The sequence below is a fragment of the Algoriphagus sp. NF genome (assembly GCF_028823735.1).
GTDB classification, from domain to species: domain Bacteria; phylum Bacteroidota; class Bacteroidia; order Cytophagales; family Cyclobacteriaceae; genus Algoriphagus; species Algoriphagus marincola.
Genome location: NZ_JAPEIB010000021.1, coordinates 50,628 through 72,328 on the forward strand (window position 1 = coordinate 50,628; position 21,701 = coordinate 72,328).

At 40.9% G+C, this 21,701-nt stretch carries 22 protein-coding genes and 2 pseudogenes; 14 read left to right on the forward strand and 10 right to left on the reverse strand.

All coding sequences use genetic code 11. The features are described 5' to 3' along the window. Positions 1-13: 13 nt before the first annotated feature. From OU792_RS11415 to OU792_RS11435, 6 genes and pseudogenes are all read left to right on the forward strand, one after another. Positions 14-2,401: a TonB-dependent receptor gene (locus OU792_RS11415; RefSeq protein ID WP_274670237.1), complete on the forward strand. Its 2,388-nt coding sequence runs from the start codon at positions 14-16 to the stop codon at positions 2,399-2,401. Continuing rightward, positions 2,401-3,234 carry a DUF4249 family protein gene (locus OU792_RS11420; RefSeq protein ID WP_134201696.1) on the forward strand — a complete coding sequence of 278 codons (834 nt, stop codon included), beginning with the start codon at positions 2,401-2,403 and terminating at the stop codon, positions 3,232-3,234. Before OU792_RS11415 ends, OU792_RS11420 begins: the two co-directional genes overlap by 1 nt. Positions 3,235-3,451: 217 nt before the next feature. Beyond that, on the forward strand, positions 3,452-3,826 hold the full coding sequence (locus OU792_RS11425) for a BlaI/MecI/CopY family transcriptional regulator (RefSeq protein ID WP_024282649.1): 375 nt from the start codon (positions 3,452-3,454) through the stop codon (positions 3,824-3,826). Between the two features lie 263 nt (positions 3,827-4,089). Further along, positions 4,090-4,560: pseudogene (locus OU792_RS18635) on the forward strand (M56 family metallopeptidase); the annotation flags it as partial. 216 nt (positions 4,561-4,776) lie between these two features. Beyond that, positions 4,777-5,100: pseudogene (locus OU792_RS18640) on the forward strand (energy transducer TonB); the annotation flags it as partial. A gap of 29 nt (positions 5,101-5,129) precedes the next feature. Further along, positions 5,130-5,546, forward strand: a complete 417-nt coding sequence (locus OU792_RS11435) for an energy transducer TonB (RefSeq protein ID WP_274670239.1) — start codon at positions 5,130-5,132, stop codon at positions 5,544-5,546. A 62-nt stretch (positions 5,547-5,608) separates the two neighbouring features. On the opposite strand, the gene OU792_RS11440 is transcribed toward OU792_RS11435, so the two are convergent. Further along, positions 5,609-6,388: a 3-keto-disaccharide hydrolase gene (locus OU792_RS11440; RefSeq protein ID WP_446698894.1), complete on the reverse strand. Its 780-nt coding sequence runs from the start codon at positions 6,386-6,388 to the stop codon at positions 5,609-5,611. A gap of 121 nt (positions 6,389-6,509) precedes the next feature. Between OU792_RS11440 and ypfJ the strand changes: the two genes are divergently transcribed. Further along, positions 6,510-7,403, forward strand: coding sequence for a KPN_02809 family neutral zinc metallopeptidase (gene ypfJ, locus OU792_RS11445; protein WP_274670240.1), 894 nt, complete (start codon positions 6,510-6,512; stop codon positions 7,401-7,403). Here ypfJ and OU792_RS11450 read toward each other — a convergent pair. The 6 genes from OU792_RS11450 to OU792_RS11475 form a co-directional block, all read right to left on the reverse strand. After that, positions 7,400-8,320, reverse strand: a complete 921-nt coding sequence (locus OU792_RS11450) for a universal stress protein (protein ID WP_222583339.1) — start codon at positions 8,318-8,320, stop codon at positions 7,400-7,402. The two genes, ypfJ and OU792_RS11450, sit on opposite strands and share 4 nt — an antisense overlap. Positions 8,321-8,761: 441 nt before the next feature. Further along, the gene (locus OU792_RS11455; protein ID WP_274670241.1) at positions 8,762-10,237 is read right to left on the reverse strand and encodes a lipopolysaccharide biosynthesis protein; all 1,476 of its coding nucleotides are present in this window, start codon (positions 10,235-10,237) and stop codon (positions 8,762-8,764) included. Positions 10,238-10,402: 165 nt separating this feature from the next. Next, entirely contained in the window at positions 10,403-12,538 is a 2,136-nt protein-coding gene (gene feoB, locus OU792_RS11460; protein ID WP_274670242.1) for a ferrous iron transport protein B, read from the reverse strand. A gap of 3 nt (positions 12,539-12,541) precedes the next feature. After that, positions 12,542-12,766, reverse strand: a complete 225-nt coding sequence (locus OU792_RS11465) for a FeoA family protein (RefSeq protein WP_035483680.1) — start codon at positions 12,764-12,766, stop codon at positions 12,542-12,544. Between the two features lie 93 nt (positions 12,767-12,859). Continuing rightward, positions 12,860-13,474: a hypothetical protein gene (locus OU792_RS11470; RefSeq protein ID WP_222583336.1), complete on the reverse strand. Its 615-nt coding sequence runs from the start codon at positions 13,472-13,474 to the stop codon at positions 12,860-12,862. Between the two features lie 88 nt (positions 13,475-13,562). After that, the gene (locus OU792_RS11475) at positions 13,563-14,825 is read right to left on the reverse strand and encodes an NAD(P)/FAD-dependent oxidoreductase (protein WP_246628759.1); all 1,263 of its coding nucleotides are present in this window, start codon (positions 14,823-14,825) and stop codon (positions 13,563-13,565) included. Positions 14,826-15,081: 256 nt separating this feature from the next. On the opposite strand from OU792_RS11475, the gene OU792_RS11480 reads away from it, so the two are divergent. Next, on the forward strand, positions 15,082-15,738 hold the full coding sequence (locus tag OU792_RS11480; RefSeq protein WP_100626822.1) for a Crp/Fnr family transcriptional regulator: 657 nt from the start codon (positions 15,082-15,084) through the stop codon (positions 15,736-15,738). Position 15,739: 1 nt separating this feature from the next. On the opposite strand, the gene OU792_RS11485 is transcribed toward OU792_RS11480, so the two are convergent. Next, entirely contained in the window at positions 15,740-16,540 is an 801-nt protein-coding gene (locus tag OU792_RS11485) for a universal stress protein (RefSeq protein ID WP_166669396.1), read from the reverse strand. Between the two features lie 192 nt (positions 16,541-16,732). Here OU792_RS11485 and OU792_RS11490 point away from each other — a divergent pair, with 192 nt between their 5' ends. From OU792_RS11490 to OU792_RS11505, 4 genes are all read left to right on the forward strand, one after another. Next, entirely contained in the window at positions 16,733-17,539 is an 807-nt protein-coding gene (locus OU792_RS11490) for a sulfite exporter TauE/SafE family protein (protein WP_134201704.1), read from the forward strand. Positions 17,540-17,548: 9 nt separating this feature from the next. After that, positions 17,549-18,424, forward strand: a complete 876-nt coding sequence (locus tag OU792_RS11495) for a sterol desaturase family protein (protein ID WP_100627760.1) — start codon at positions 17,549-17,551, stop codon at positions 18,422-18,424. Beyond that, entirely contained in the window at positions 18,403-18,660 is a 258-nt protein-coding gene (locus OU792_RS11500; RefSeq protein ID WP_222583332.1) for a hypothetical protein, read from the forward strand. Before OU792_RS11495 ends, OU792_RS11500 begins: the two co-directional genes overlap by 22 nt. A 76-nt stretch (positions 18,661-18,736) precedes the next feature. After that, positions 18,737-19,072, forward strand: a complete 336-nt coding sequence (locus OU792_RS11505) for a rhodanese-like domain-containing protein (RefSeq protein ID WP_024282629.1) — start codon at positions 18,737-18,739, stop codon at positions 19,070-19,072. Between the two features lie 26 nt (positions 19,073-19,098). On the opposite strand, the gene OU792_RS11510 is transcribed toward OU792_RS11505, so the two are convergent. Then, positions 19,099-19,383 (reverse strand): TIGR03643 family protein, encoded by a 285-nt coding sequence (locus tag OU792_RS11510; RefSeq protein ID WP_134201705.1) that lies wholly within the window; start codon positions 19,381-19,383, stop codon positions 19,099-19,101. Between the two features lie 39 nt (positions 19,384-19,422). Between OU792_RS11510 and OU792_RS11515 the strand changes: the two genes are divergently transcribed. Beyond that, positions 19,423-20,892 (forward strand): FAD-binding domain-containing protein, encoded by a 1,470-nt coding sequence (locus tag OU792_RS11515; RefSeq protein ID WP_134201706.1) that lies wholly within the window; start codon positions 19,423-19,425, stop codon positions 20,890-20,892. A gap of 1 nt (position 20,893) precedes the next feature. Beyond that, positions 20,894-21,046: a DUF2256 domain-containing protein gene (locus OU792_RS11520; RefSeq protein ID WP_134201707.1), complete on the forward strand. Its 153-nt coding sequence runs from the start codon at positions 20,894-20,896 to the stop codon at positions 21,044-21,046. Here OU792_RS11520 and OU792_RS11525 read toward each other — a convergent pair. Further along, positions 21,030-21,677, reverse strand: coding sequence for a sulfate ABC transporter permease (locus OU792_RS11525; protein WP_134201708.1), 648 nt, complete (start codon positions 21,675-21,677; stop codon positions 21,030-21,032). The two genes, OU792_RS11520 and OU792_RS11525, sit on opposite strands and share 17 nt — an antisense overlap. Positions 21,678-21,701: the final 24 nt, after the last annotated feature.

Here is a 21,701-nt window from a genome sequence, read left to right on the forward strand (position 1 = left end):
TATATCCTACCTGATGTCCAAAGCCATTTTTTTCAAAATTCTAATTCTATTAATAAGCTTACTTCCTCTTCGCTCTATCGCTCAAGAGCAGCTGATAAAGGGTTTTGTGATTGACGTGGATAATTCATTTCCTCTTCCGGGCGCTAATATCTACTGGGAAGGAAATAAAACAGCCGGGGTGGTTTCTAACCTTGAGGGTGAATTTGAGATCAGCGTGGTTGATCTTCCTGCTAACCTGACTATCTCATTTGTTGGTTACCAGACATCTGTTCGTTCCATTACGGAAAAAGATCTCAACAAAACCGTCAAAATATTCCTTCGGCCTGATGAGTTATCTCTCGATGAGGTGTTGATTCAGGAATTGAGACCCGATCAGAATATCAGAAGTCTGGAAACTGGTAAAAACAGCGTTCCGATTCAGACGATCAAAAATATTCCCGCCTTATTCGGTGAAGTTGACTTGCTTCGGAGTTTACAGCTTTTGCCTGGTGTACAGACAGCAGGAGAGGGAACCACGGGTCTTTTTGTACGAGGAGGTTCAGCTGATCAAAACCTAGTCCAAATAGATGGAGCCCCAGTTTACAACCCTTCCCACTTTTTTGGATTCTTTTCGGTCTTTAATCCAGATGCGCTTAGTGGAGTAGAACTATATAAAGGAAATATGCCCGCTTCTTTTGGAGGTAGGCTTTCCTCACTAATAGATGTATCCCTCAAAGAAGGAAATAACCAACAAATCCACGGAGAAGGTGGGATAGGAACTATTTCATCCCGATTAACGATAGATGGGTCGCTTTTTTCCGAAAACTCTACCTTCATAGTTTCTGGACGTAGAACCTATGCTGATGTGTTTTTGGGCTTTGCAAGAGATGAAGAAATTCGAAATAACAAGCTGAATTTTCACGACCTCAGTGGTAAAGCTGTATTTCGAATCGGTGACCGTGACCGCTTAAGCGTAAGTACCTATCAAGGAAGGGATTTTTTGGGGCTTGACGATCAGTTTGGCTTGGGCTGGACCAATTGGGTGAGTGCTGCCACCTGGTCTAGAAATATCAGTGACGATACCTTTTTCGACTTGAATGCCTACCATTCGCGCTATCGGTATTCGATCGACTTCGACGATCCGGAGAATGGCTTTGAGTGGGGCAATAACCTTTCTGAATCAGGTGTAAAAGGAACTTGGCAAGTCAATCGGAAAGGAATCAATACCTATTGGGGCTTTCACTCTCAATATTATCGATTTGCCCCCATTGAGCTTACTCCCGCTCCTGGAAGTAATATTCAGGGAATATCCACTAATTCAAAAAATGGGCTGCTCAACAATATTTTTGCAGGTACTTCTCTTGATATCACGAGCAATCTTAGTGTGGAAGCAGGTCTTCGCTGGGGTTTATATAATCAGCTCGGAAATGGGGTCAAGTATGAGTATGAGGGAGGTATTCCTGGTCCTGAGGCAGAAGTGATAGATTCGGTTCGCTATGATCGCTTCCAAAATATCCAATTCTACCAAGGTTTGGAGCCACGTTTAGCTTTTAGATATCTTTTCAATGATAAGTTTTCCGTCAAGTCTGCTTACAATCGAAATTTCCAATACGTGCAGATCGCTTCCAACAGCTCTGCAGGTCTTCCTATTGACCGCTGGATTTTGGCGGATAGTTATGTCGATCCGATCAGAAGCGATCAATTATCTTTGGGCTTCTTCAGAAATTTTGAAGAAAACAAATGGGAGCTGTCTGTGGAAGGATATTACAAAACACTGGAGGGAATCATTGATTTGAGAAATGGGGCTCAGGTTCTATTCACAGATAATGTAGAAACTGAAATCCTTTCCGGGAGAGGCTGGAGCTATGGCGTGGAATTTTTACTTCGAAAAAATATAGGAAAAACTACCGGGTGGTTAGCTTATACCTGGTCTCGAGCTTGGAGAGAAATTGAAGGTATCAGTCAAGGGCAGGCATACAATCCGCGGTTCGATCGGCCACATGATGTCACTTTGGTACTGAACCATGAGTTTTCTCCGAAGTGGTCTGCCGGATTGACCTTTATTTATACTACTGGTCAGGCGGTCACTTTCCCAGTAGGCACTTATCTCGCCGATAATCAGCAATTGCCTCTGTTCTCACCATTTAGAAATGAGGACAGATTTCCTGACTATCACCGGATGGATGCTTCTGTCACTTGGAAAAACTCTAATAAGGGCAAGCGATGGAGGGGAAGCTGGAATTTTAGCATTTACAATCTTTACGGTCGCAAAAACCCATTTGCTTACGAGTTTAGAGAGATATATAACGAGGATATTACCGTCAGTCCTTCCGATGGTCCTGTCGAATCTTCCCGACGCGGTATTGTAATGACTTACTTATTCACTTTTCTTCCATCTATCACCTATAACTTCCAGTTTTGATGAAGCGGTTACTAAGCATATTCTTAGCAATTAGTTTTTTTTCCTGCCAAGAGGAAGTGGAACTGCCATTAGCTACTATTGACGGCTTGATTCCTGTTGTAGAAGGTAGCTGGACGGATAATCCTAGTTTCAATCAAGTACGAATTTCATTAGCTCAGGATTACTTTGATAATTCTGATGAACTTTTGATTCAGGATGCGGAAGTATCTATTCGAAATCTCGAAACCAATGAAACTACAAGGTTTGAGTTTTTACCTCAGTTTGGATTTTACAAGCCTTTTGACCCTAGATCAGTGGCTCGAATAGGCGAGAGCTATGAATTGCTCGTGAAATGGAATGAACAAGAGTATCGCTCCCAAGGGACGATGTTGGAGCCACCGGTATTGGATAGTTTGACTTTCGAATTTCGGGAGGAGCGCGTATTCAGAGAGGAGGGGTACTATATCAAAGCTTATGGAAAGATTCCATTTGATGAGGATAATTACTATCGGATTCGAGTGATTGAAAATGATACACTCAAAAACGATCGGGGGGATTATTTGCTTTTTGATGACACCTTCGGAGTAGAATTTTTTTCTCAGGGTTTAGAATTGAATTATGCTTTTGAAAAAGGAGATCAGGTTCGCTTGGAGCTTTTCCGTATGAACCGCGATGTATATGAATACTTTAACCAACTCGTGGGTCTACTATTTAATGATGGCGGACTTTTCAGTCCACCGCCTCAAAATCCTGACACCAATATCCAAATTACTCAAGGAAGCGGTGAGATTCTAGGTTATTTCTTTGTGGGTCCTGTTTTGACCGAATCCATTGAAATAGTAGAAGAGGAATAGATTTTTTCCTCTAATTATATCAAATTCAAGAATTTACTTCCTGTTTATTTGAGAAAGTCATTACACTTTTCAGGACTTTTTCAAGAAGATATTTGAATTAATCGCAATTCAGCTTTTGATTATTGAAGGCTTTTAATAAATTGATACTAGTTAACATGAATCGTAGAAATACGAAAAATAAGTTGTATGTTTAAATAATTAATCTTACTATTGAGTTATGAAAGAGATTTCAGCAAATGAAGAACGCATGATGCGGGTACTTTGGAGAATTGGGCAGGGATTAGTTCGGGATATTTTGAATGAGCTTGATGAGCCCAAACCGCCCTACACGACGATCGCTTCCACGGTACGCCTTTTGGAAAGCAAGGGGTATTTGACGCACAAGGTTTATGGAAATACACACATGTATATTCCATTGATTTCTCAGGAGGAGTATTCCAAGGGTAAAATCAATCACATGGTTTCTAATTTCTTCCAAGGTTCTGTGAGCAACTTTCTATCCTTCATGGTGAATGAGAAAAAAATCTCCAAAAATGAGATTAAAGATCTCCAGAAGCTAATAGATGATGCCGAAAAAAGTGCTAAGAAATGAATTGGCTAATAGATTTGTGGATCGAAGGAAGTCTGATTCTGGCCATTGGCTTGTTATTCTATAAGCTAACGCTGGAAAAACTCACCTTCTTCGAATGGAATAGAGGATTTTTGATAGTTCTTCTAGTTCTATCCATAGGATTGCCTTTTCTATCTTTTGAGTTTTCCAACCCAGAAAATGCTTTGGCAGAGTTTACCCTACCAGCTTTTGAATTGGGTAAGGGGGTTGCCACAGAGGAAGTTTCCTTTGACTGGATGGATTTGATGCTGACAGTATATGTGATCGGTTTTTCGATTGCTTTGCTGAAGGTGATTTTGGGATTGGTAAAACCTTTCTTCCAACTTCAATTGGTTGAAAAGTTCAGTTACCAAGGTCTGAAAATAGCAGTCCACCCAAGCTTTGAACCGGCTTCCTATTTTGGATATATTCTTTTGCCCTATTTCGAGCCGGAGGAAGAAGATCAGCGTCAGATATTACTTCATGAGTCGGTCCATGTTTCAAAAGGTCATTCTTGGGATCTTCTTTTCACTCACTTATTTAAGGCTGTTTTCTGGTTTAATCCGCTAGCTTATCTCTATGAGAAGTTATTGCGCGAGATTCATGAATTTCAGGCTGATCAGGGCGTGACGAAATCTTTTTCTCAATTTGACTATTCTCGGCTGCTTCTCAGGCTGATTGTAAAAGATCAAAGCTGGCAGCTTACCAATAGCTTTAATCAGTTTCAAACCAAAAAGAGAATTATTATGATGAATCGAGAAAAATCAAGAAGCACTGCCAAAAGCCGCTTTCTTATGGTGATACCGTTGGTTTCACTGATGGTAATAGTTTTTGCCTGCGATCAAAATCTTGCAGATGATGAATCAATCAAACCTGAAAATGTGGTCGAAATTCAAGATGCGGATGGCACCGTTCAATTAAAGGAAATGGTTAATGGAAAGCTTGTCGAGATCGAAGCAGATGAAATATTTGATGTGGTTGAGACTCCTCCTACACCTTCTGGTGGAATGGCGGCATGGAATAATTACCTAACTCAAAATCTAAAATATCCTGCCCAAGCAAAAGAAATGGGTATCGAAGGTACAGTGATTGCGGTTTTCGTGATCAATACAGATGGCTCCATCACAGATGTGGAACTGCTTCGAGGAATCGGTGCTGGCTGTGATGAGGAAGCTTTACGAGTGATTCAAAATGCACCTAATTGGGAGCCGGGCAAGCAGCGTGGACGAGAAGTTCGAACCCGCATGCGATTGCCAATTCGGTTTAAGCTAAGCTAAAAATTTCAAGTCAATCAATTACCACATTTATGAAAAGGGTTTTAAGAACTAGTTTTACCTTTCTACTTACTTTTGGGATGATGATCTTTGGAATTAATGCTCTTGCCCAAGAATCAACTGTTTCGGCTACAGAGGCTCATACGCTAGAGCAGATGCCTGAGCCTCCAGGCGGAATGAATGAGTGGATGTTTTCTCATTTGGCTAAAAATCTAAGATACCCAGAGATGGCTAGAGATAAAGGAATCGAAGGTACCGTAGTTGTAAGATTTATTGTTGAAAAGGATGGTTCAATATCCGAAGCTAAGATCCTTCGTGGAATAGGAGGAGGCTGTGATGAGGAAGCGATCAGGGTTTTACAGCTTTCACCGAAATGGAAAGCCGGGGTAAAAGACGGAGCTACCGTACGAACAGAAATGAGACTTCCGATTCGCTTTAAATTAGGATAATCCTGAATTACAAAAAGAAAGGCTTTCTAAATCTAGAAAGCCTTCTTTTTTTGTTTTGGAAATTAAAAATCGGTGGATTGCCCATCTAAGTTCAGTGGCTTGATCCAGATGTTTCTGTAAAATACATCGTGTCCTTCCGCTTGCAGTTTCAATCCGCCAGGACGGTCTGTTATTCCTTTTCCGCCATCATTTCCGCCATCGATGCCGGAATTTGGACCACCCCAAACCTGCTGAATACTCACATCTTCATGAATTTTTTTACCATTGAAGTAAATCGTCACCCGAGCTTTTTCTGTAAGTGTTCCATTCTCAAAGCGGGCTGCTTTGAAGACAATATCATAGGCATTCCATTTTCCAAGACCATTGTAAGCTTGTTCCTTTGGTAGATGTTCATTGATCACGGCAGCCAATCCATGCAAACCATAGTCTCCATCTAGGATTTGGATCTCATATCGGTTTTGAAGGTAAACCCCGCTATTTCCTCCCTCATTTTTGATCAAAAATTCCACATGGGCCCTAAAGTCCCGATATTCTTTTTTTGTGACGATATCCGCAGCGCCATATTTTCCTCCTGCTGCTGCAGGATCATTGCTACTGATCGCCTTTCCTCCATCTACTGGGTCTTTCACTTCCATCCATTTGATGGGAGGCTCAGCCGAAAAACGAGGTCCCTGCCAGTATTGCCATTTTTCTAAAAGCATTTCTTTGCTTCCATCTAGCATCAATTCAGCTCCTTCGATCGGAGCTGTGCCAACTCCAACTTGGGCTTTTGCTACAGCAGTGCTCATAAAAATTAAGACTAAAGCAATAATCCATTGAAGAGAGAGATTTTTGGTTTTCATAGGTTTACTATTTTGGGTTGTGTTGAATGCATGTAATTTGGTTATTTTTATGAAAGCCGGAAAGTTTCTCATGGAATTTAGGGCTTTCATACTGTTTTTTATCAATCTAAATCAATAGCAAATGAAATGGGAAGGTCGTAGACGCAGTAGCAATGTAGAAGACCGAAGAGGGCAGCGCGGTCCAAGCGGTGGAGGGGGAATAAACCCAATGCTGCTTGCTCCTTTGCTTCGCATGCTTTTCTCGAAAACAGGTCTCGTGATCGTCGCAGTCTTTATCGGAGGCTCAATCTTGCTTGGAGTGAATCCACTTTCTCTGATTGGTGGATTTTTGGGTGGAGGTCAGGGATTTACCACTGAGGTAAATTACCAATCGAGTCCAGAAGATGATCGATTAGCTGAGTTTTGCTCCGTGATTTTAGCTGATACTGAGACTGTCTGGAATCAATTGATAGAAAATTACCGAGAGCCAACACTAGTGCTTTTTTCTGGTTCTGTTTCATCTGCCTGCGGAAATGCAAGTGCTGCTACTGGACCTTTTTACTGTCCGGCTGATGAAAAACTATACATTGATTTAAGCTTTTTTCAAGAGATGGAGCAGCGACTCAATGCTCCGGGAGATTTTGCTCAAGCCTATGTCATTGCGCATGAAGTTGGCCATCATATTCAGAAAATCATGGGAATTACCGATGAAGTGCAGCAGCTTCGTGGAAAGATTTCAGATCGGGAATACAATCAATATTCGGTGCGATTGGAACTTCAGGCTGACTTCCTAGCTGGAGTATGGGCTCATCATTCACAGCGAGTAAGTGGGATGATGGAGGCAGGAGACCTCGAAGAGGGCCTGAATGCTGCTAATGCCATTGGGGATGATCGTCTACAAAAACAAGCCACTGGACGGGTAGTGCCAGACTCTTTCACCCATGGTACATCAGCTCAGCGAATGCGCTGGTTTAAAAAGGGATTTGACACGGGAGACCTTTCTCAAGGTGATACCTTCAGTTCTGAGACCCTTTAGATTTCCAATATATAATCTAAGATGCCGGCATTTTTTCCCTTCGGCCTAGTGACTAAGAGGGGTAGGGTATCATTGAACTGAATCAAACGCTCAGCCATACTTCCAATGAACAATGCTGTGGCGGCAGTCCGGCCTTTTGCACCGATTACAATGCCATCAGCACCTATTTCCAAGGCTTTGTCGATGATTTCCTGTACAGGATCATCATTGTCATCTTGAGTGTAAACAGGCGTGATTTTGATGTTTTTGGTGTCAATCTTGCGGATAAACTTCTTGTAATTTATCTCTGCATGCATCTGCATGATCTGGGTGAATTCCTCATAGGTCTTCCCGGTAAAATGATAGCCTGAAGGAACATTGAATACATTCTGACAAACAATCTCGGCATTGCCATGCTTTGCTGCGATCATGATTGCCTCTTCCATCGCATCTTTTGAATATTCAGAAAAGTCTGAAGGAACTAGGATTTTTTGGACCTTTGGAACGGTAGTTTCAGGAATAATCAATAGGGAACAACTCGCTCTTCTGGCTAGCCTCAAAGCAGCAACTCCTGTGCCTGGAAGGGTGGTTTTTCGACCAATGATGATCATATCCACTGACTTTTCCTCGGAAAGCTTCAGGATCTTTTTAGATAGGTTTCCTTCCTTTACCACATAGTTTAGCGAGATGTCTTTTTGATCTCCAAAAACCTCTGAAACAGTTTTTTGCATTGCATTCTGCCTTTCAGTGATCATATTCTCTATGAGGTTTGGAAATTCCTCCAGGACTTCCTTAGGAACCGAAAGGTTTTTGATCACATTAACAAAAAATATCTTCTTGGTTTGATTGACTCTGGCAATAAATTGTGCGAATTCGACCAAGGTTTTGTCTAAACTGGACTGATCCAGGCAAACAATCATTTTCTTAATCAAGTACATGGGCGTGCAAAATTTGACAATACAAAGTTAAAGGCTTCTTGATACATTTTTAATGGAATTGAAATAAAATTCTGAACCTAATAAATTTAATTGTTCTGTACAGATTGAATTTCAAGTATTAAGGAATTTTTCAAAATAAGCTCCTGAATTTTATTTTCCGGGATATGCTTTTCTTCATGCTTAAAGTTAAATAGAGAAAAGAGAATTACGAATTATCCGCTCCCTAATTTAACCCGTCGATGTAATATCCGTATATTTGTCAAAGCCCAGGCCGCTGACATGTTCAAACTTCACAATTAACAACTATACCGAGTGAAGCCCTTTCCAAAAACAGGCCTCACCCCGATAGCTATCGGGGCCTCGCACAAAACGCAGGATAACAGTGGAAGTTTGCGGATTTAAGGCAGCTCAAATCTTGTCTATAAGGAGGTTTGTAACACTCTAAGGCTTGGGCTTTTTAATTTTTTCTCTGACCCATTCCCATTCTTCTTTTCCGACCCAGCCCAGCATTGCCAAGCCAAGAAAGAAAGAAACTAAGATTAGGCTTCGGAGCACGAAATCCAACCAGTAATTTTCAAATGTAGGTAAGCCCATAAACAGTAGAAAAAGGGCTATTCCCAAAATCAAAATTTTTAAAGTTTCCGGGCTAAATGGATTCATTTGTAAACGGTATTTCAAAAAGAAGAACTTAACCACATTAAAAAGTAACATTACCAAGGCTGATGCAATGGCTGCTCCGGAAATGCCAAATTGTGGGATGAGCAGATAATTCAACAGAATGATCATTATACTCATCAGGATGGTTGCGATGAGGTTGAATTTAAAGTATTTGGAAAAGACCAAAATCTCAGAGTTGGCTGAAAAGAGGGCATCAATGACTTTTCCTAAACCAATCCAAAAAACTACCCATTTTCCTGCCTCATAGAGGCTACTGTTTGGGATCAATCGGTAGATGAAATCAATATTGATCCAAATTCCCAGAAAAATCAGAAGGCTGATATAAAATTGACGGTTGGAAACTTGAGTGTAGATTTTTTGAATCGCAGGATGATTTTCTTTGGAAAAATGATCAGCAATCACAGGCATAATCACCTGAGAAATGGCGCGCCTCGGCATTTCTATCACGATAGCCATACTAAATGCGATCGTGTAAATAGCATTCGCTTCAAGGCTAATAAGCGAACTGACCATGATGGAATCGATCTTTAAGATCAAGGTAGAAGCAGCAGTAGCCAGAAAGGTAATCAGGCTGAATTGGATAAAGGCAGTTCGAAAACCCTTTGGAAATTTAGACCAGGAAAAGTCCAGTTTCAATACCCGCAAATAGACGAGATAGGCCACCATTCCTAGAAGCGGAAGGCCATAGACTCCAATCAAGCCAGCCATCATCTGATCAAAATCTATCCACTTCATAAGGAAAAAGATCATCCAAATACCAGTCAGCAGCCTCAGGAAAACCTCTCTGAAGAATGTTGGTATGGAGACTTTTAAATAGGACCGACTATAGGCGTCGAGTATGGAATTGGCTAAGGCCAAAAAGGTGATAAAAAGGACAATCCATAGGTATCTGATGACTTCAGGGGAATTTTTGGCGAAAAGCCCAACGATTTCATCCTGAAAAAGCCAAAACAAAGATGCCGCCAAAATAAAGCCTAATAAAGCTATTAAAAGGCTAAAACTCAGGAAAGAGCTTTGGTTGCTTTGTAACTTTGGGAAATACCTCGTAATCCCGTTTCCTAGCCCTAATTGAGCAAAAGGGACGATCAGCAGGGCAAGATCCTGAATGGTGCGAAAAGTACCCAGTTCTGCAGCTTCCAGTGCATAGGGGTAAAGCCAAAGGACATTGAAGTAGCCAATGACTACGCCCAAATAGGAAAAAATGGCAGTGCGGAAACTTTGATTGGCGACTTTGCCCATGGGCTGAAAATATCAAAAAATCAGGAGAACCACATCGATTGGCTTCAATCGATTTTTTGGCACTTGTCACAACCGGCCTTTTCTGTCGGTTTTCCAAAAAACCTTTGCCAAAGGTAGGCTAAGGCTCCCAATCCAATTATCGCTATGATGATTTCTTGCAACATCTTAAGAGAAGATATTATAGGTCAATAAAGCAGCAAAATATGCTAGTGCTGTCATATATACTGTTTGGATCAACGGCCATTTCCAACCTTTAGTTTCCCTGTATACAATAGCAAGAGTACTCATGCATTGCATGGCAAAGACATAAAAGACCATCAGCGAAAAGGCTGTTGGCTTATTGAATGTCTTTTCTCCGGTATTTGAATTGATCTGCGTATTGAGCTTTTCTCGAATGGTGAGGTCGTCCTCCACGTCTCCTCCAATGCTGTAAATAGTTGCAATGGTCGATACAAATACCTCTCTTGCAGCGAAGGATGCAATCAATGCAATTCCGATTTTCCAATCGTAGCCAAGTGGTTTGATGACTGGTTCAATTCCTCTTCCCAAAATCCCGATATAAGAATTCTCAAGTAATAAAGAAGAGGTCTCGGCCTCAATTTCTGCTATTTGCTCTTCAGAGGATGCAGCAGCAAGTTTTTCTTCTTGAATTTCTCTTACTGCGTCCATTTGGGATGGAGGACCATAAGAACCCAGAATCCATAGGATAATGGAGATGGCCAAGATCACTTTTCCTGCCTCCGTTACAAATGTGCGAGACTTGTAATACATGGTGAGTAGGACATCTTTCCATCTGGGAGTCCGATAGGAAGGAAGCTCTACCATCAGGAAGGATTTTTCGGATGTTTTTAGAATCGACTTCAAGCCAAAAGCAGTCACCAAAACGCCAATTACCCCAAGGAGATAAAGAGCAAGTAGGGTTAAAGCTTGTAAGTTGAAGATTCCAAAAATCGCCTCATCTGGTACCACCAAGCCTATCAAAATAATATAAACAGGCAATCTTGCTGAGCAACTCATCAGAGGGGTCACCATAATGGTGATTATCTTCTCCTTCCAATTACCAATATTTCGAGCTGCCATCACTCCGGGGATAGCGCAAGCTACACCTGAGACCAAGGGCACAATGCTTTTACCATGCAAACCAAAAGGCCGCATCCAGCGATCCATCAAAAATACGACGCGGGACATGTAACCGGTATCTTCCAGAATGGCTAAAAAACCAAATAAAAGAGCGATCTGAGGAATGAAAATAACAACTCCTCCAATACCCGGGATTACCCCTTCAGAAAGTAAATCTGCAATAGGTCCTGCCGGTAAAGTACTACTTAGCCAAGCTCCCAAATCTGCAAAAAAGCCATCAATCAAGTCCATCGGGACGGATGCCCAGGCAAAAATTGCCTGAAATATCAGTAAGAGGATTCCTCCAAAAACTAGGTAGCCTAAAACAGGGTGTAGGAAAATCTTATCGAGTGGAGCAGAACCTACCTCTTGATGGGATTTTTTAACCAATACTTTCTCGATAACCTCAGTGATCCGCTTATATCGGATTTTGGTTTCTTCCAGTTGAGCAGCTTCTAGATTGATTGTAAGTGTCTCTAGTTTTTTTCGAATCCAGCTTCTTTTTTCCTCTGAAAGTCCCTTGTCTTTCAGTCCAAATCGAAGAATCTGGTAAGCTTGATAATCGTTGCTCAGTTCAAAATACTCCTTGACATCCTGAAGCTGGGAATTATCCAAGAATTCCTTTGCTTCTATAAAAGGACCCGGATTCGTAAAATTTTGCTGATGGATCAATTCTTTTATTTGATCCATTCCTTTAAGGTGGCGAGCGTCTGTCTGAAGAATTGGAACTCCGAGTTGCTTGAACAACTCATAAGTTTTTATCTCAAGCTGGCTTTTCTCAGCCATGTCAGCCATGTTCAGAGCGATGGCCAAATTGAGGCCAAGATCGATCAGTTGGGTAGCTAAAAATAATCCTCTTGAAAGTTGAACAGAATCGATAATCATCAGTGCGAAATCTGGCTTTTCGATTTCGCTCAGCTGGTTTAATACCCGGTGAGCGATGATTTCATCCTCTGAATTTGGGTAAAGCGAATAAGTTCCAGGAAGATCAATGATGTGATAAACTTGATCCTGGTAGATCATTGCCCCGGTTTTTTTGTCCACCGTCACACCGGGATAATTACCGATTTTTTGATTCAATCCTGTGAGCTGATTGAAAATAGTTGTTTTACCTACATTGGGATTTCCAATGAGTGCTATTTTCAGCGGTTTGGTCAGAGAGGGTGGCTGTGTTTGGGCCATGAATTAGGAGATAATTTTGACTTGAAGTAAGGCCGCTTCTTGTTTGCGTAGTGCTAGGAGGGTGTTTTCTAATAGGAAAGCCAAGGGACCGTTACTTGGAGCTTTGAACTGTAGGGTGATTTTTTTCCCAGGCAAAAAACCCAATTCCATTAAATTCACTTTAAGGGGCGAATCGATTAGGTCTTCGATAATTGCACTGTGGGAGATCTTTAGTTGATCTGCTGTCATACGTACGGCCTTTGAATCAATCTTGCAAAAGTAACTTATTTGGAATGAATCTAAGGAAAAAATCAGGGTATTTTCTCAGGAATAATTCAAAACTCATCGAATGCTGAGGATTTCATTCTGCAAATTAAACTCTAAACCGCCTTCTAGCATGATTCGCATGCTAAATTCTAGCTGAACTTCTTTTCCTGGATTCTTTGTGAAAACCAATTTGAAAAGGTCTTCTCTAAAAAGTGTCAATCCATTTTCCAAAAACTCGGGTATAGGTCGAGTCTGCTCGACAAAAAAGTAATTCACTTCAAAAAAGTCGCTAATGTCCTGACCTACCTTGAAGATTTCTCCATCCGCAAATTCTACCTCTTTGGAATTAATAATCTGGATCCCAATCATTTTTTCTTGTGATTGAGGTGAAGGCGGACTACATGCGAAAGCTACTCCTGGGATTGAATTATTGCTTTCTTCAAAATAGGACACATTCTGTGTTTCTTTTATTCTGAAAGACTTGGTAATAAAATCGTAGGGAAGAGAGGTAGAAGGACTTACTTGTTGGCCTTCGGTAGTTAAAGAAAGGGTCTCAAAAGATTGAACTCTAAAGTCAATAACTTCAAAAACAGGCCCACAACCGCAAGGATTATTGCAAAATTCAGAACAAGCAATAGGAAGCATTGCTAATGTGATGAAAAGGGCGCTGGTGGTGATGAGCTTTTTCAAGTTGATGATGATTTACATTCCTTAAACTGGAAGAAGGTCTTTTTGGTTTATCAAAAAAGCCCGGATTTAAATCTCCGGGCTTTCAATTTTAAGCTTTTCCTCTCAGCATTAGATTCCAATACATAAATGGCAACCCATATTTTTTCAGCAGCCACATGCTATATTGTTCTTTACTGGTATCCACAAATTTTGAAATCAGCGGATCAGAGTCACGGACATTGTCGTATTTAAATTCCGCTAAAACCATTTTTCCATAGCCAGTCACTAGTGGACAGGAGGAGTAACCTTCGTAAGATTCATGACCAACTTGGTGCGTTTTCATCAATTTGAGTAGGTTCTCCACCAAGACTGGGGCTTGCTTCCGAATAGCTGCACCGGTTTTGGCTGTAGGCAAATGGGCGACATCTCCCAAGGAAAAAACATTCGGGAATCGCTTATGCTGAAGGGTATGGATATCTACATCTACCCATCCTTTGCCAGGACCCTCCTGAATTGATATTTCTGAGTCTTGAATGAATTGAGGAGCCGCTTGCGGTGGTGCAAGGTGCAGCATGTCAAAGTGAATTTTGATTTCAGTAGCACCAGTTAGCTCTTCCCCAATTATATTTCCTTCCATTACCGTACAGTTGCTCTCTCCGGGTTTGGAATATTGAAAATAGATATCTTGATTCTCTACATCGATTCGGACGGGAGCATAGAAAGGCTTGAAGATGATGTCTCTATCATGAATGATTTTGTTCAGTGTACGAGCAAAGTCCGGTACCCCAAAAATAACTGTACCGGGAGTTGCAAAAATGACATTGACTTTGTCTCTTATGCCCTCTTTTCTGAAATAGTCCTCTGCCAAATACATTATTTTCTGAGGGGCTCCTCCACATTTGATAGGCGTGGTAGGCTGGGTGAAAACTGCGTTTCCTCCTTTGAAATTCTTTAAGGTTTCCCAAGTATGTTCTGGGTCGGTATAGTTGGAGCAAACGATGCCTTTCTCCATTGCCTCAGGAAGTCCTGGCAATAAATCAGGTCTCATGACGAGGCCTGGAGCTACCACTAAATAGTCATAGCCAACATCACCTGAATTTTCTGTTCCTACTTTATTTGATTTTGGATCTATAGTGCTTGCTTTATCCTTGATCCAGGTAACGCCTTTTGGTATGTAGTCAGCTTCTTCTCGTTCGGTATCTTTAAAATCAAATGTACCAGCACCTACTAAAGTCCAGGCAGGTTGATAATAATGTTTTTCTGAGGGTTCAATGATCGCAATCTTAAGCGATTTATCCTTTCTCATAAGTTGTGCTGCCACAGTTATGCCGGCAGTTCCTCCTCCGATAATAACTATTTGATAATGTTCCATGATTGGGTTGTTTGTGGGTTTGTTAAAAGTACTAAAAGGAGTAATCTAATTTCCTGACATTTATCATGTTAAAATCTGATTTCAGCTTAAGTTCTTTCTTTTTTATAATTAACTATCCTGAATAACGATGATTTATAGCAGCCAAAATGTGATATCAGTCACAAAAGCAGGTAAGGCTTAACCGTAGTTTCGTTTTTAAAATCTGGTAAAAAAATATACTTTCACCTAGAGGATTTTTTATCACACAAATCGAAACATGACTGTAGAAGAATTAAAAAATAGCTTGCCAGGGTTTACGGACCCAAAATTACTTGAGAAGCTTATCGAAAAGGGTCAAATCATGCGGCTTGAACCAGGTAAGATTTTAATGGAGCCTGGTAAGTTTGTCAAGATGGTTCCCATAGTGCTAGAGGGGTCTATTAAAATCATGCGAATGGATGAGGATGGGAAAGAGCTTTTCCTATACTACTTGGATGCGGGGGAGACCTGTGCGCTTTCGCTGACTTGTTGCTCAGCAGCCCGTCCAAGCGAAATCAAGGCTGTTGTTGAGGAACCCACCGTTTTGATAGGAGTACCAATCAATGTCCATGAACAGTTGACGGATGAATTCAAGCAATGGAAAGACTTCGTTTCTTCTACCTATCAAAGTAGATTTCAGGAGCTCCTGATTGCTTTGGATGCAGTAGCATTCCGAAGAATGGATGAGCGTCTAATGCGCTACATCGTTACAAAAATGAAGCAGCACAAGACTAATGAATTACACACGACTCATCAGGAAATCGCAAATGAGTTGGGTACTTCAAGAGAAGTAATCTCAAGGCTGCTCAAACAACTGGAAAAGAAAAAATGGATTGAACTAGGTAGGAATGTAATTTACATCCGTGACGACTTTGAGGAGTTAATTAGTAAATAAATCACACCATCACCAAGAGCGGTACTCGAACCCGGTAAGCCATTTCGATAGATTTTCTTTTTCCCAAAAGTTGATCCCAAATGGATTTTTGAGTGTGGCACATAGCCAAAATGGATTCTGGATTTTCTTCCACAAAGCTTTTGATCCCTGATATTACATTTTCAGACTCCAATTGGTGTATGGTAGGTAAGTATCCTGCTTCTTTTTCGAAGTAATTCTTCAAGCCATTGAGGGCCATTTCCTTTACAAAGGACCTTGACTTAATGATATGGATAATCTGTATTTTTAAGCCCCAAATACTGGCGTAGCTATTCACTTTTTCTATAAACTTTTCCTCATGATCTGCTACTTCCAATGCAAAGCTTAGACTTTTTATCTGCTCGGTGGAAGATTCTTCAGGAACCAGCAGTACCGGAATCGTAGTCTCCCGGATCACATTTACAGCAGTGGATCCAACCAAGATTTTTTTGAGTCCTCCCATGCCGTGTGTTCCCATGATGATCAAATCTGCATCCAATTCTTCTGCCAGACGGGTGACGTTGATTGATGGAGTTCCTTCAATTATTTCTGAGTGAATTTCAATTGGTCCTATGCTATATTTATCCACCATTTCTTCCAAAAGCTTCCTGGCGTCGGCATGCATATTGTCGAGAGCCAGAGCTGTTTGAGAGGCAAAATCATAGATCATCTCTACCACATGGCACAGTACAATAGTGGTTTTGCTTCCACGATGAAGTCCAAGCGCAAATTCTAAGGCTTTGACAGAATTGGTGGAAAAATCAATTGGAACAATGATCTTCATGGTATTAAGGTTTTTACGAATATAAAGCCCTTTTGACACAAAAAACATGAAAAAAATCATTCCCAAAGGAGATTTAACTTTAACTTAAACCGAATTCTTTTGAAGAGCCTAAATGTTTTAATGTAACTTTTGTTACTGCTTACCCCTGTGGCTGCAGCTTACTTTTGAGGCCTAATTCAAAAATGAAAATCAATGGATATTATAACTATTTTAGGATATGCAGCAGCCATCTTGATCGGTGTTAGTTTAGGACTGATTGGTGGGGGAGGGTCGATATTGACCGTTCCTGTTCTGGTTTATATTCTGCATATCGATCCGGTTTTAGCCACGGCATATTCCTTATTCGTGGTGGGTACGACCTCTCTTGTAGGGGCTGGAAATTATATGAAAAGCGGATTGGTGGATTATAAGACTGCAGTAGTATTTGCTATCCCTTCATTTATTGCTGTCTTCTTGACTAGAAAATTCTTGGTTCCTTGGCTTCCTGATCCTTTGTTAACCATGGGCGATATGGAAGTATCCAAAAGCGTCGGAATCATGGTTTTCTTTGCACTGATTATGCTTGCCGCTTCTTATTCCATGATTAAGGAGAAGAAAAAAGGTGGAGAGGATGAAAACGGTGAAGTCAAATTCAATATTCCGTTAATCGCTTTGGAAGGGTCGATTGTTGGTGTAATTACCGGTATAGTCGGAGCTGGGGGAGGATTTTTGATTATCCCTGCTTTGGTTCTCTTGGCAAGATTACCCATGAAGCTTGCCGTAGGTACTTCTTTGTTGATTATTGCTGCTAAATCTTTGATAGGGTTTTTGGGTGATATCTCCACGCAAACCATTGACTGGCAAATGCTGTTAATCTTTACCGGATTATCCGTAGTAGGTATATTTATCGGTAGCGCACTTTCTAAAAAGATCAATGATAAAGCATTAAAGAAAGGCTTTGGCTGGTTTGTCCTTGTGATGGGTATTTACATCATCGGAAAAGAATTAATGAATCTATAAGAAGGCATGGTGGAGAAGTATTTCAAAATATTCCTTGACGGATATTATGGATATTGGAATTATTTGAAAAGTGAGATTCTGTATCCTTCCTGGCAAAATTACTTTTACTGGTTAGTTGGTTTATCTCTTTTAGTGTGGCTATTGGAAATCGTATTTCCTTGGAGAAAGAATCAGCCAATTATTCGTAAAGACTTCTGGTTGGATGCGTTCTATATGTTCTTCAACTTCTTCCTCTTTTCATTGATCGTATACAATTCGCTCAGTAATGTTTTCGTTGAGGCTTTCAATGACTTCCTTGGCTTGTTTGGAATTACTAATCTGGTAGCTATTGAAGTGAATTCTTGGCCGATTTGGGGGCAATTCCTTTTGATGTTTTTGGTAGCGGATTTCATTCAATGGAATACACATCGACTATTGCATCGAGTGCCTTGGCTTTGGGAGTTTCACAAAGTGCATCATTCCGTGGAGCAAATGGGCTTTGCAGCGCATCTTCGCTACCACTGGATGGAAACGATTGTCTACAAATCTATCCAATACGTTCCTTTGGCAATGATTGGTTTTGGATTGGATGACTTTTTCATCCTGCACATTTTCACCATTGCTATTGGTCACTTGAACCATGCTAATATCAGATTGACCTACGGACCATTGAAGTATATTCTCAATAATCCAGTCATGCATTTGTGGCATCATGCCAAGCACCTTCCCGAAGGAAGTCACGGTGTCAATTACGGTATTTCCCTTAGTATTTGGGATTACCTTTTTGGTACGGCATATATTCCTAATGAAGGAAGAGATGAGCCGCTTGGCTTCGAAAAAGTAGAAGAATTTCCAAAGACCTTTTGGTCACAAATATCTTATCCATGGCTGCGCAAAAAGAGCTAAGTACTACCAACCCATTCAATAATTGGCGAACAGTCATCATTTTGACTTTGACCTTGGGATTAGCCCCATTTGTTCCCGAGCCTCACTTCTTCGGAAAGATTCGTTGGGTATTAGGTGGTGCCAATGGCATGCAGCTGATCGATTGGGGAGACCTCTTGTTTCATGGTTTGCCTTGGATATTGCTGGTTAGGCTTTCCGTTATTTCACTCAGAAAAAAGCTTGTTAAAGCGTCATAATGTGATTTTTATTACTGTTTTGAGGGATAGGGTCAGATACTTTTGTATCAATCTTTAACAATGAAACACGAAAATTATGTTTGACTTCTTTAAATCAACACCTAAAGCTTACGAAGATATATCTGTAGGAGAATTTCACGACTTGATGCTGCAAAAGGATGCGGTCATCATCGATGTACGTACAGCCGGAGAGTTCGCTGGAGGCAAACTTCGGGGAGCAAGAAATATTGACATCATGTCTAGAAACTTCACTCAGCAGATTGAAAACCTTCCAAAAGACAAAACTTATTTGCTCTACTGCAGAAGTGGTAACAGAAGTGGGCAAGCCTGTCAAATAATGACTGAAATGGGCTTTAAAAATGTGAAAAATATGGCTAGAGGGATCATGTCCTGGCCATTTGAAACAGTATAAAAAAGCGGGTTTAAGCCCGCTTTTTTTCATCTCTTTGCGATTTTATTGTCGCTGATAGTTTTTTGACGAGTACTCTTGAACCTGGTGAGGGTGCTACCCATTTTTTTGATATGCTTGGTGCTTCTTCCCTGGACACGTTTCCTCCACATTCGAAAGCTACTCTCTTTCATGTTTTTTCGCATCAACTTGATGACTTCTGACTCACTGACGCCAAATTGCTGCTCAATAGCATCAAAGGGAGTTCGATCTTCCCAAGCCATTTCTATAATGCGATCTATTTCTCGCTCGCTTAGTGATAATTTTTTACTCATACCTTCCAAACCATCACATGGCCTAGTGGTTTACTGATTGTGCAAAAAATTTCCATAGTCTGGTTAAAAAGAGACTTACGTTTACGCGATCATCCTCCGCTGTTGGAAGCCTTTCGGGCTGGGTATCCCATTCTTCTTTTGTATGCATTTGAGCCATCGCTTATTGCTGCGGCCCAAAGTGATACAAGGCATTGGCGTTTTGTATGGGAAAGCCTGGAGGACTTAAATAGTCAATTGAAGGAATTTCAAGCTCAAGTCACCATCCTTCATGCCGAAGTTTTGGATATTTTCAAGGCTTTGCAGCAGGAATATATCATTCAAGCGGTCTATTCACACCAAGAGACTGGAATTGCTGTTACATATCAGAGAGATCAAGCCGTAGCCAGCTATCTTAAAGCTCACAAAATTCCATGGAAGGAATTCAATCAACAAGGAGTCAAGCGAGGGAGAAAGGATCGTAAAGGATGGAAAGAAGCTTGGTTTGCTCACGCAAAAAGGACTATTGAAGAAATCCCTTTAGAAAAGATTCAGTTTGTTTCCCTTTCTAAAAAATTTCTAGCAGCTGAAAACTTCCTTCCCATAGACCCGGCATGGAGCCAGCCGAATCCAAAAATGCAGAAAGGAGGGGAGAAATTGGCCTGGAGATATCTCAAGAGCTTTGTTGAAGACAGAGTCAAAAACTATAATAGACACATCTCAAAACCAGAGTTAAGCCGAACTGCTTGCAGTAGACTTTCACCTTATTTGGCTTGGGGCTGTCTTTCCATTCGCCAGGCTTATCAGGTATCCGAGTTGAAGAAGAAGTCAGGTTTTCAGGCTCGAAATTTCACAAATTTTCAATCCCGTTTGAGATGGCATTGTCACTTCATTCAAAAGTTTGAAATGGAATCCCGAATGGAGTTTGAACCAATCAATAAGGGTTTTTTGGAATTTTATCCAAAAGTAAATCATGATTGGATTCAGGCTTGGAAGGAGGGAAAGACTGGCTATCCATTGGTGGATGCTTGCATGCGTTGTGTGAAAGAAACGGGTTATTTGAATTTCAGAATGCGGGCGATGGTCGTATCCTTTTTGACACATCACCTTGGCCAAAACTGGAAGGCAGGAGCAGATCATCTAGGAAAATGCTTTTTGGATTTTGAGCCGGGAATCCATTATCCACAGCTTCAAATGCAAGCTGGGGTGACAGGAATCAATACGGTTCGAATTTATAATCCAGTGAAGCAATCTCAAGATCATGATGTAGATGGCGTTTTTATCAAAAAATGGGTACCAGAACTTTCCAAAATTCCCGCTCATCTGATACATGAGCCTTGGAAGATCCCACCATTGGAATTGCAAGTTTATGGGATGGAACTAGGAAAGGACTATCCATTTCCTATAGTAGATCTGGAAAAGTCAGGAAAAGCAGCGCGTGATAAAATTTGGGGTGCTCAGAAGCTTCCTGAGGTAAAAAAAGAGGCGAATCGGATCCTCGGTAGGCATACTTTACCAAATAGATGGGCTTAGAATGAAAAAAGAATACCTTCCAACGAAAATCTGTCCAGTCTGCAACCGCCCTTTCACTTGGAGAAAAAAGTGGGAAAAAAACTGGGAAAATGTCAAATACTGCTCCAAGCGATGCGCTAGCTCAAAGCAGAAAAATACTAACGATAGACCATGATATACCAGACCAAGTAAATCGTCAGAGGGAAAAAGTACCCGAGAAGAATCACCCAAATTGATTCTGAAATACTTCTTCTGCTGATCGAAAGAAAGCCAAAAACCCAGGCAGCTCCGTAGATTATTTCAAAAATATTGATGGTAGCCAATGGGTATAGATACTTCTCCTCCACTTGATCAAATCCAACAAGACTCAGCATGGAAAATGGTCTGTTCAATTCGATTTCAAGATAACTGACCGCCTGAGATGGGTTTAAATAAATTAAGAAACGTAGAAGCTCAGGCAATAGAAAAATCGTTTCAGCGACCAAAGCAAATTTCCAAAGCTCCTTGTATGGCACTTTGTATCCAAGGGCAAAGGATGCTATCCAGATCAAAAATGAAATCAAGGTAAACTTGAAAAGTAGCAAAATAGGGGTAGCCAAATAGCCAAGCGAATTGAAAATATAGAAGTAGGTCAGTGCTCCCGAGTTTACTAAATTTTGTGAATCGGGAATTGCTTCTATGATCAATGTGTTGGTCAGGTACCGAATCAGAATAAAAAGCAAGAGAAGCAAAACAAAATAAAGTCGTTTGTCAAAATCTAAAAGTTCTTGAATTCGTTGAGCTAGTGGATTTGCTGATGCGGTCATAGGTAAATTAGGAATGGAGAAAGA

Excerpts from the sequence above, each read along its gene's own strand:
- OU792_RS11415 (WP_274670237.1), top strand. The coding sequence starts at position 14 with ATGTCCAAAGCCATTTTTTTCAAAATTCTAATTCTATTAATAAGCTTA.
- OU792_RS11420 (WP_134201696.1), top strand. The coding sequence starts at position 2,401 with ATGAAGCGGTTACTAAGCATATTCTTAGCAATTAGTTTTTTTTCCTGC.
- OU792_RS11425 (WP_024282649.1), top strand. The coding sequence starts at position 3,452 with ATGAAAGAGATTTCAGCAAATGAAGAACGCATGATGCGGGTACTTTGG.
- OU792_RS11435 (WP_274670239.1), top strand. The coding sequence starts at position 5,130 with ATGAAAAGGGTTTTAAGAACTAGTTTTACCTTTCTACTTACTTTTGGG.
- OU792_RS11440 (WP_446698894.1), bottom strand. The coding sequence starts at position 6,388 with ATGAAAACCAAAAATCTCTCTCTTCAATGGATTATTGCTTTAGTCTTA.
- ypfJ (WP_274670240.1), top strand. The coding sequence starts at position 6,510 with ATGAAATGGGAAGGTCGTAGACGCAGTAGCAATGTAGAAGACCGAAGA.
- OU792_RS11450 (WP_222583339.1), bottom strand. The coding sequence starts at position 8,320 with ATGTACTTGATTAAGAAAATGATTGTTTGCCTGGATCAGTCCAGTTTA.
- OU792_RS11455 (WP_274670241.1), bottom strand. The coding sequence starts at position 10,237 with ATGGGCAAAGTCGCCAATCAAAGTTTCCGCACTGCCATTTTTTCCTAT.
- feoB (WP_274670242.1), bottom strand. The coding sequence starts at position 12,538 with ATGGCCCAAACACAGCCACCCTCTCTGACCAAACCGCTGAAAATAGCA.
- OU792_RS11465 (WP_035483680.1), bottom strand. The coding sequence starts at position 12,766 with ATGACAGCAGATCAACTAAAGATCTCCCACAGTGCAATTATCGAAGAC.
- OU792_RS11475 (WP_246628759.1), bottom strand. The coding sequence starts at position 14,825 with ATGGAACATTATCAAATAGTTATTATCGGAGGAGGAACTGCCGGCATA.
- OU792_RS11480 (WP_100626822.1), top strand. The coding sequence starts at position 15,082 with ATGACTGTAGAAGAATTAAAAAATAGCTTGCCAGGGTTTACGGACCCA.
- OU792_RS11485 (WP_166669396.1), bottom strand. The coding sequence starts at position 16,540 with ATGAAGATCATTGTTCCAATTGATTTTTCCACCAATTCTGTCAAAGCC.
- OU792_RS11490 (WP_134201704.1), top strand. The coding sequence starts at position 16,733 with ATGGATATTATAACTATTTTAGGATATGCAGCAGCCATCTTGATCGGT.
- OU792_RS11500 (WP_222583332.1), top strand. The coding sequence starts at position 18,403 with ATGGCTGCGCAAAAAGAGCTAAGTACTACCAACCCATTCAATAATTGG.
- OU792_RS11505 (WP_024282629.1), top strand. The coding sequence starts at position 18,737 with ATGTTTGACTTCTTTAAATCAACACCTAAAGCTTACGAAGATATATCT.
- OU792_RS11510 (WP_134201705.1), bottom strand. The coding sequence starts at position 19,383 with ATGAGTAAAAAATTATCACTAAGCGAGCGAGAAATAGATCGCATTATA.
- OU792_RS11520 (WP_134201707.1), top strand. The coding sequence starts at position 20,894 with ATGAAAAAAGAATACCTTCCAACGAAAATCTGTCCAGTCTGCAACCGC.
- OU792_RS11525 (WP_134201708.1), bottom strand. The coding sequence starts at position 21,677 with ATGACCGCATCAGCAAATCCACTAGCTCAACGAATTCAAGAACTTTTA.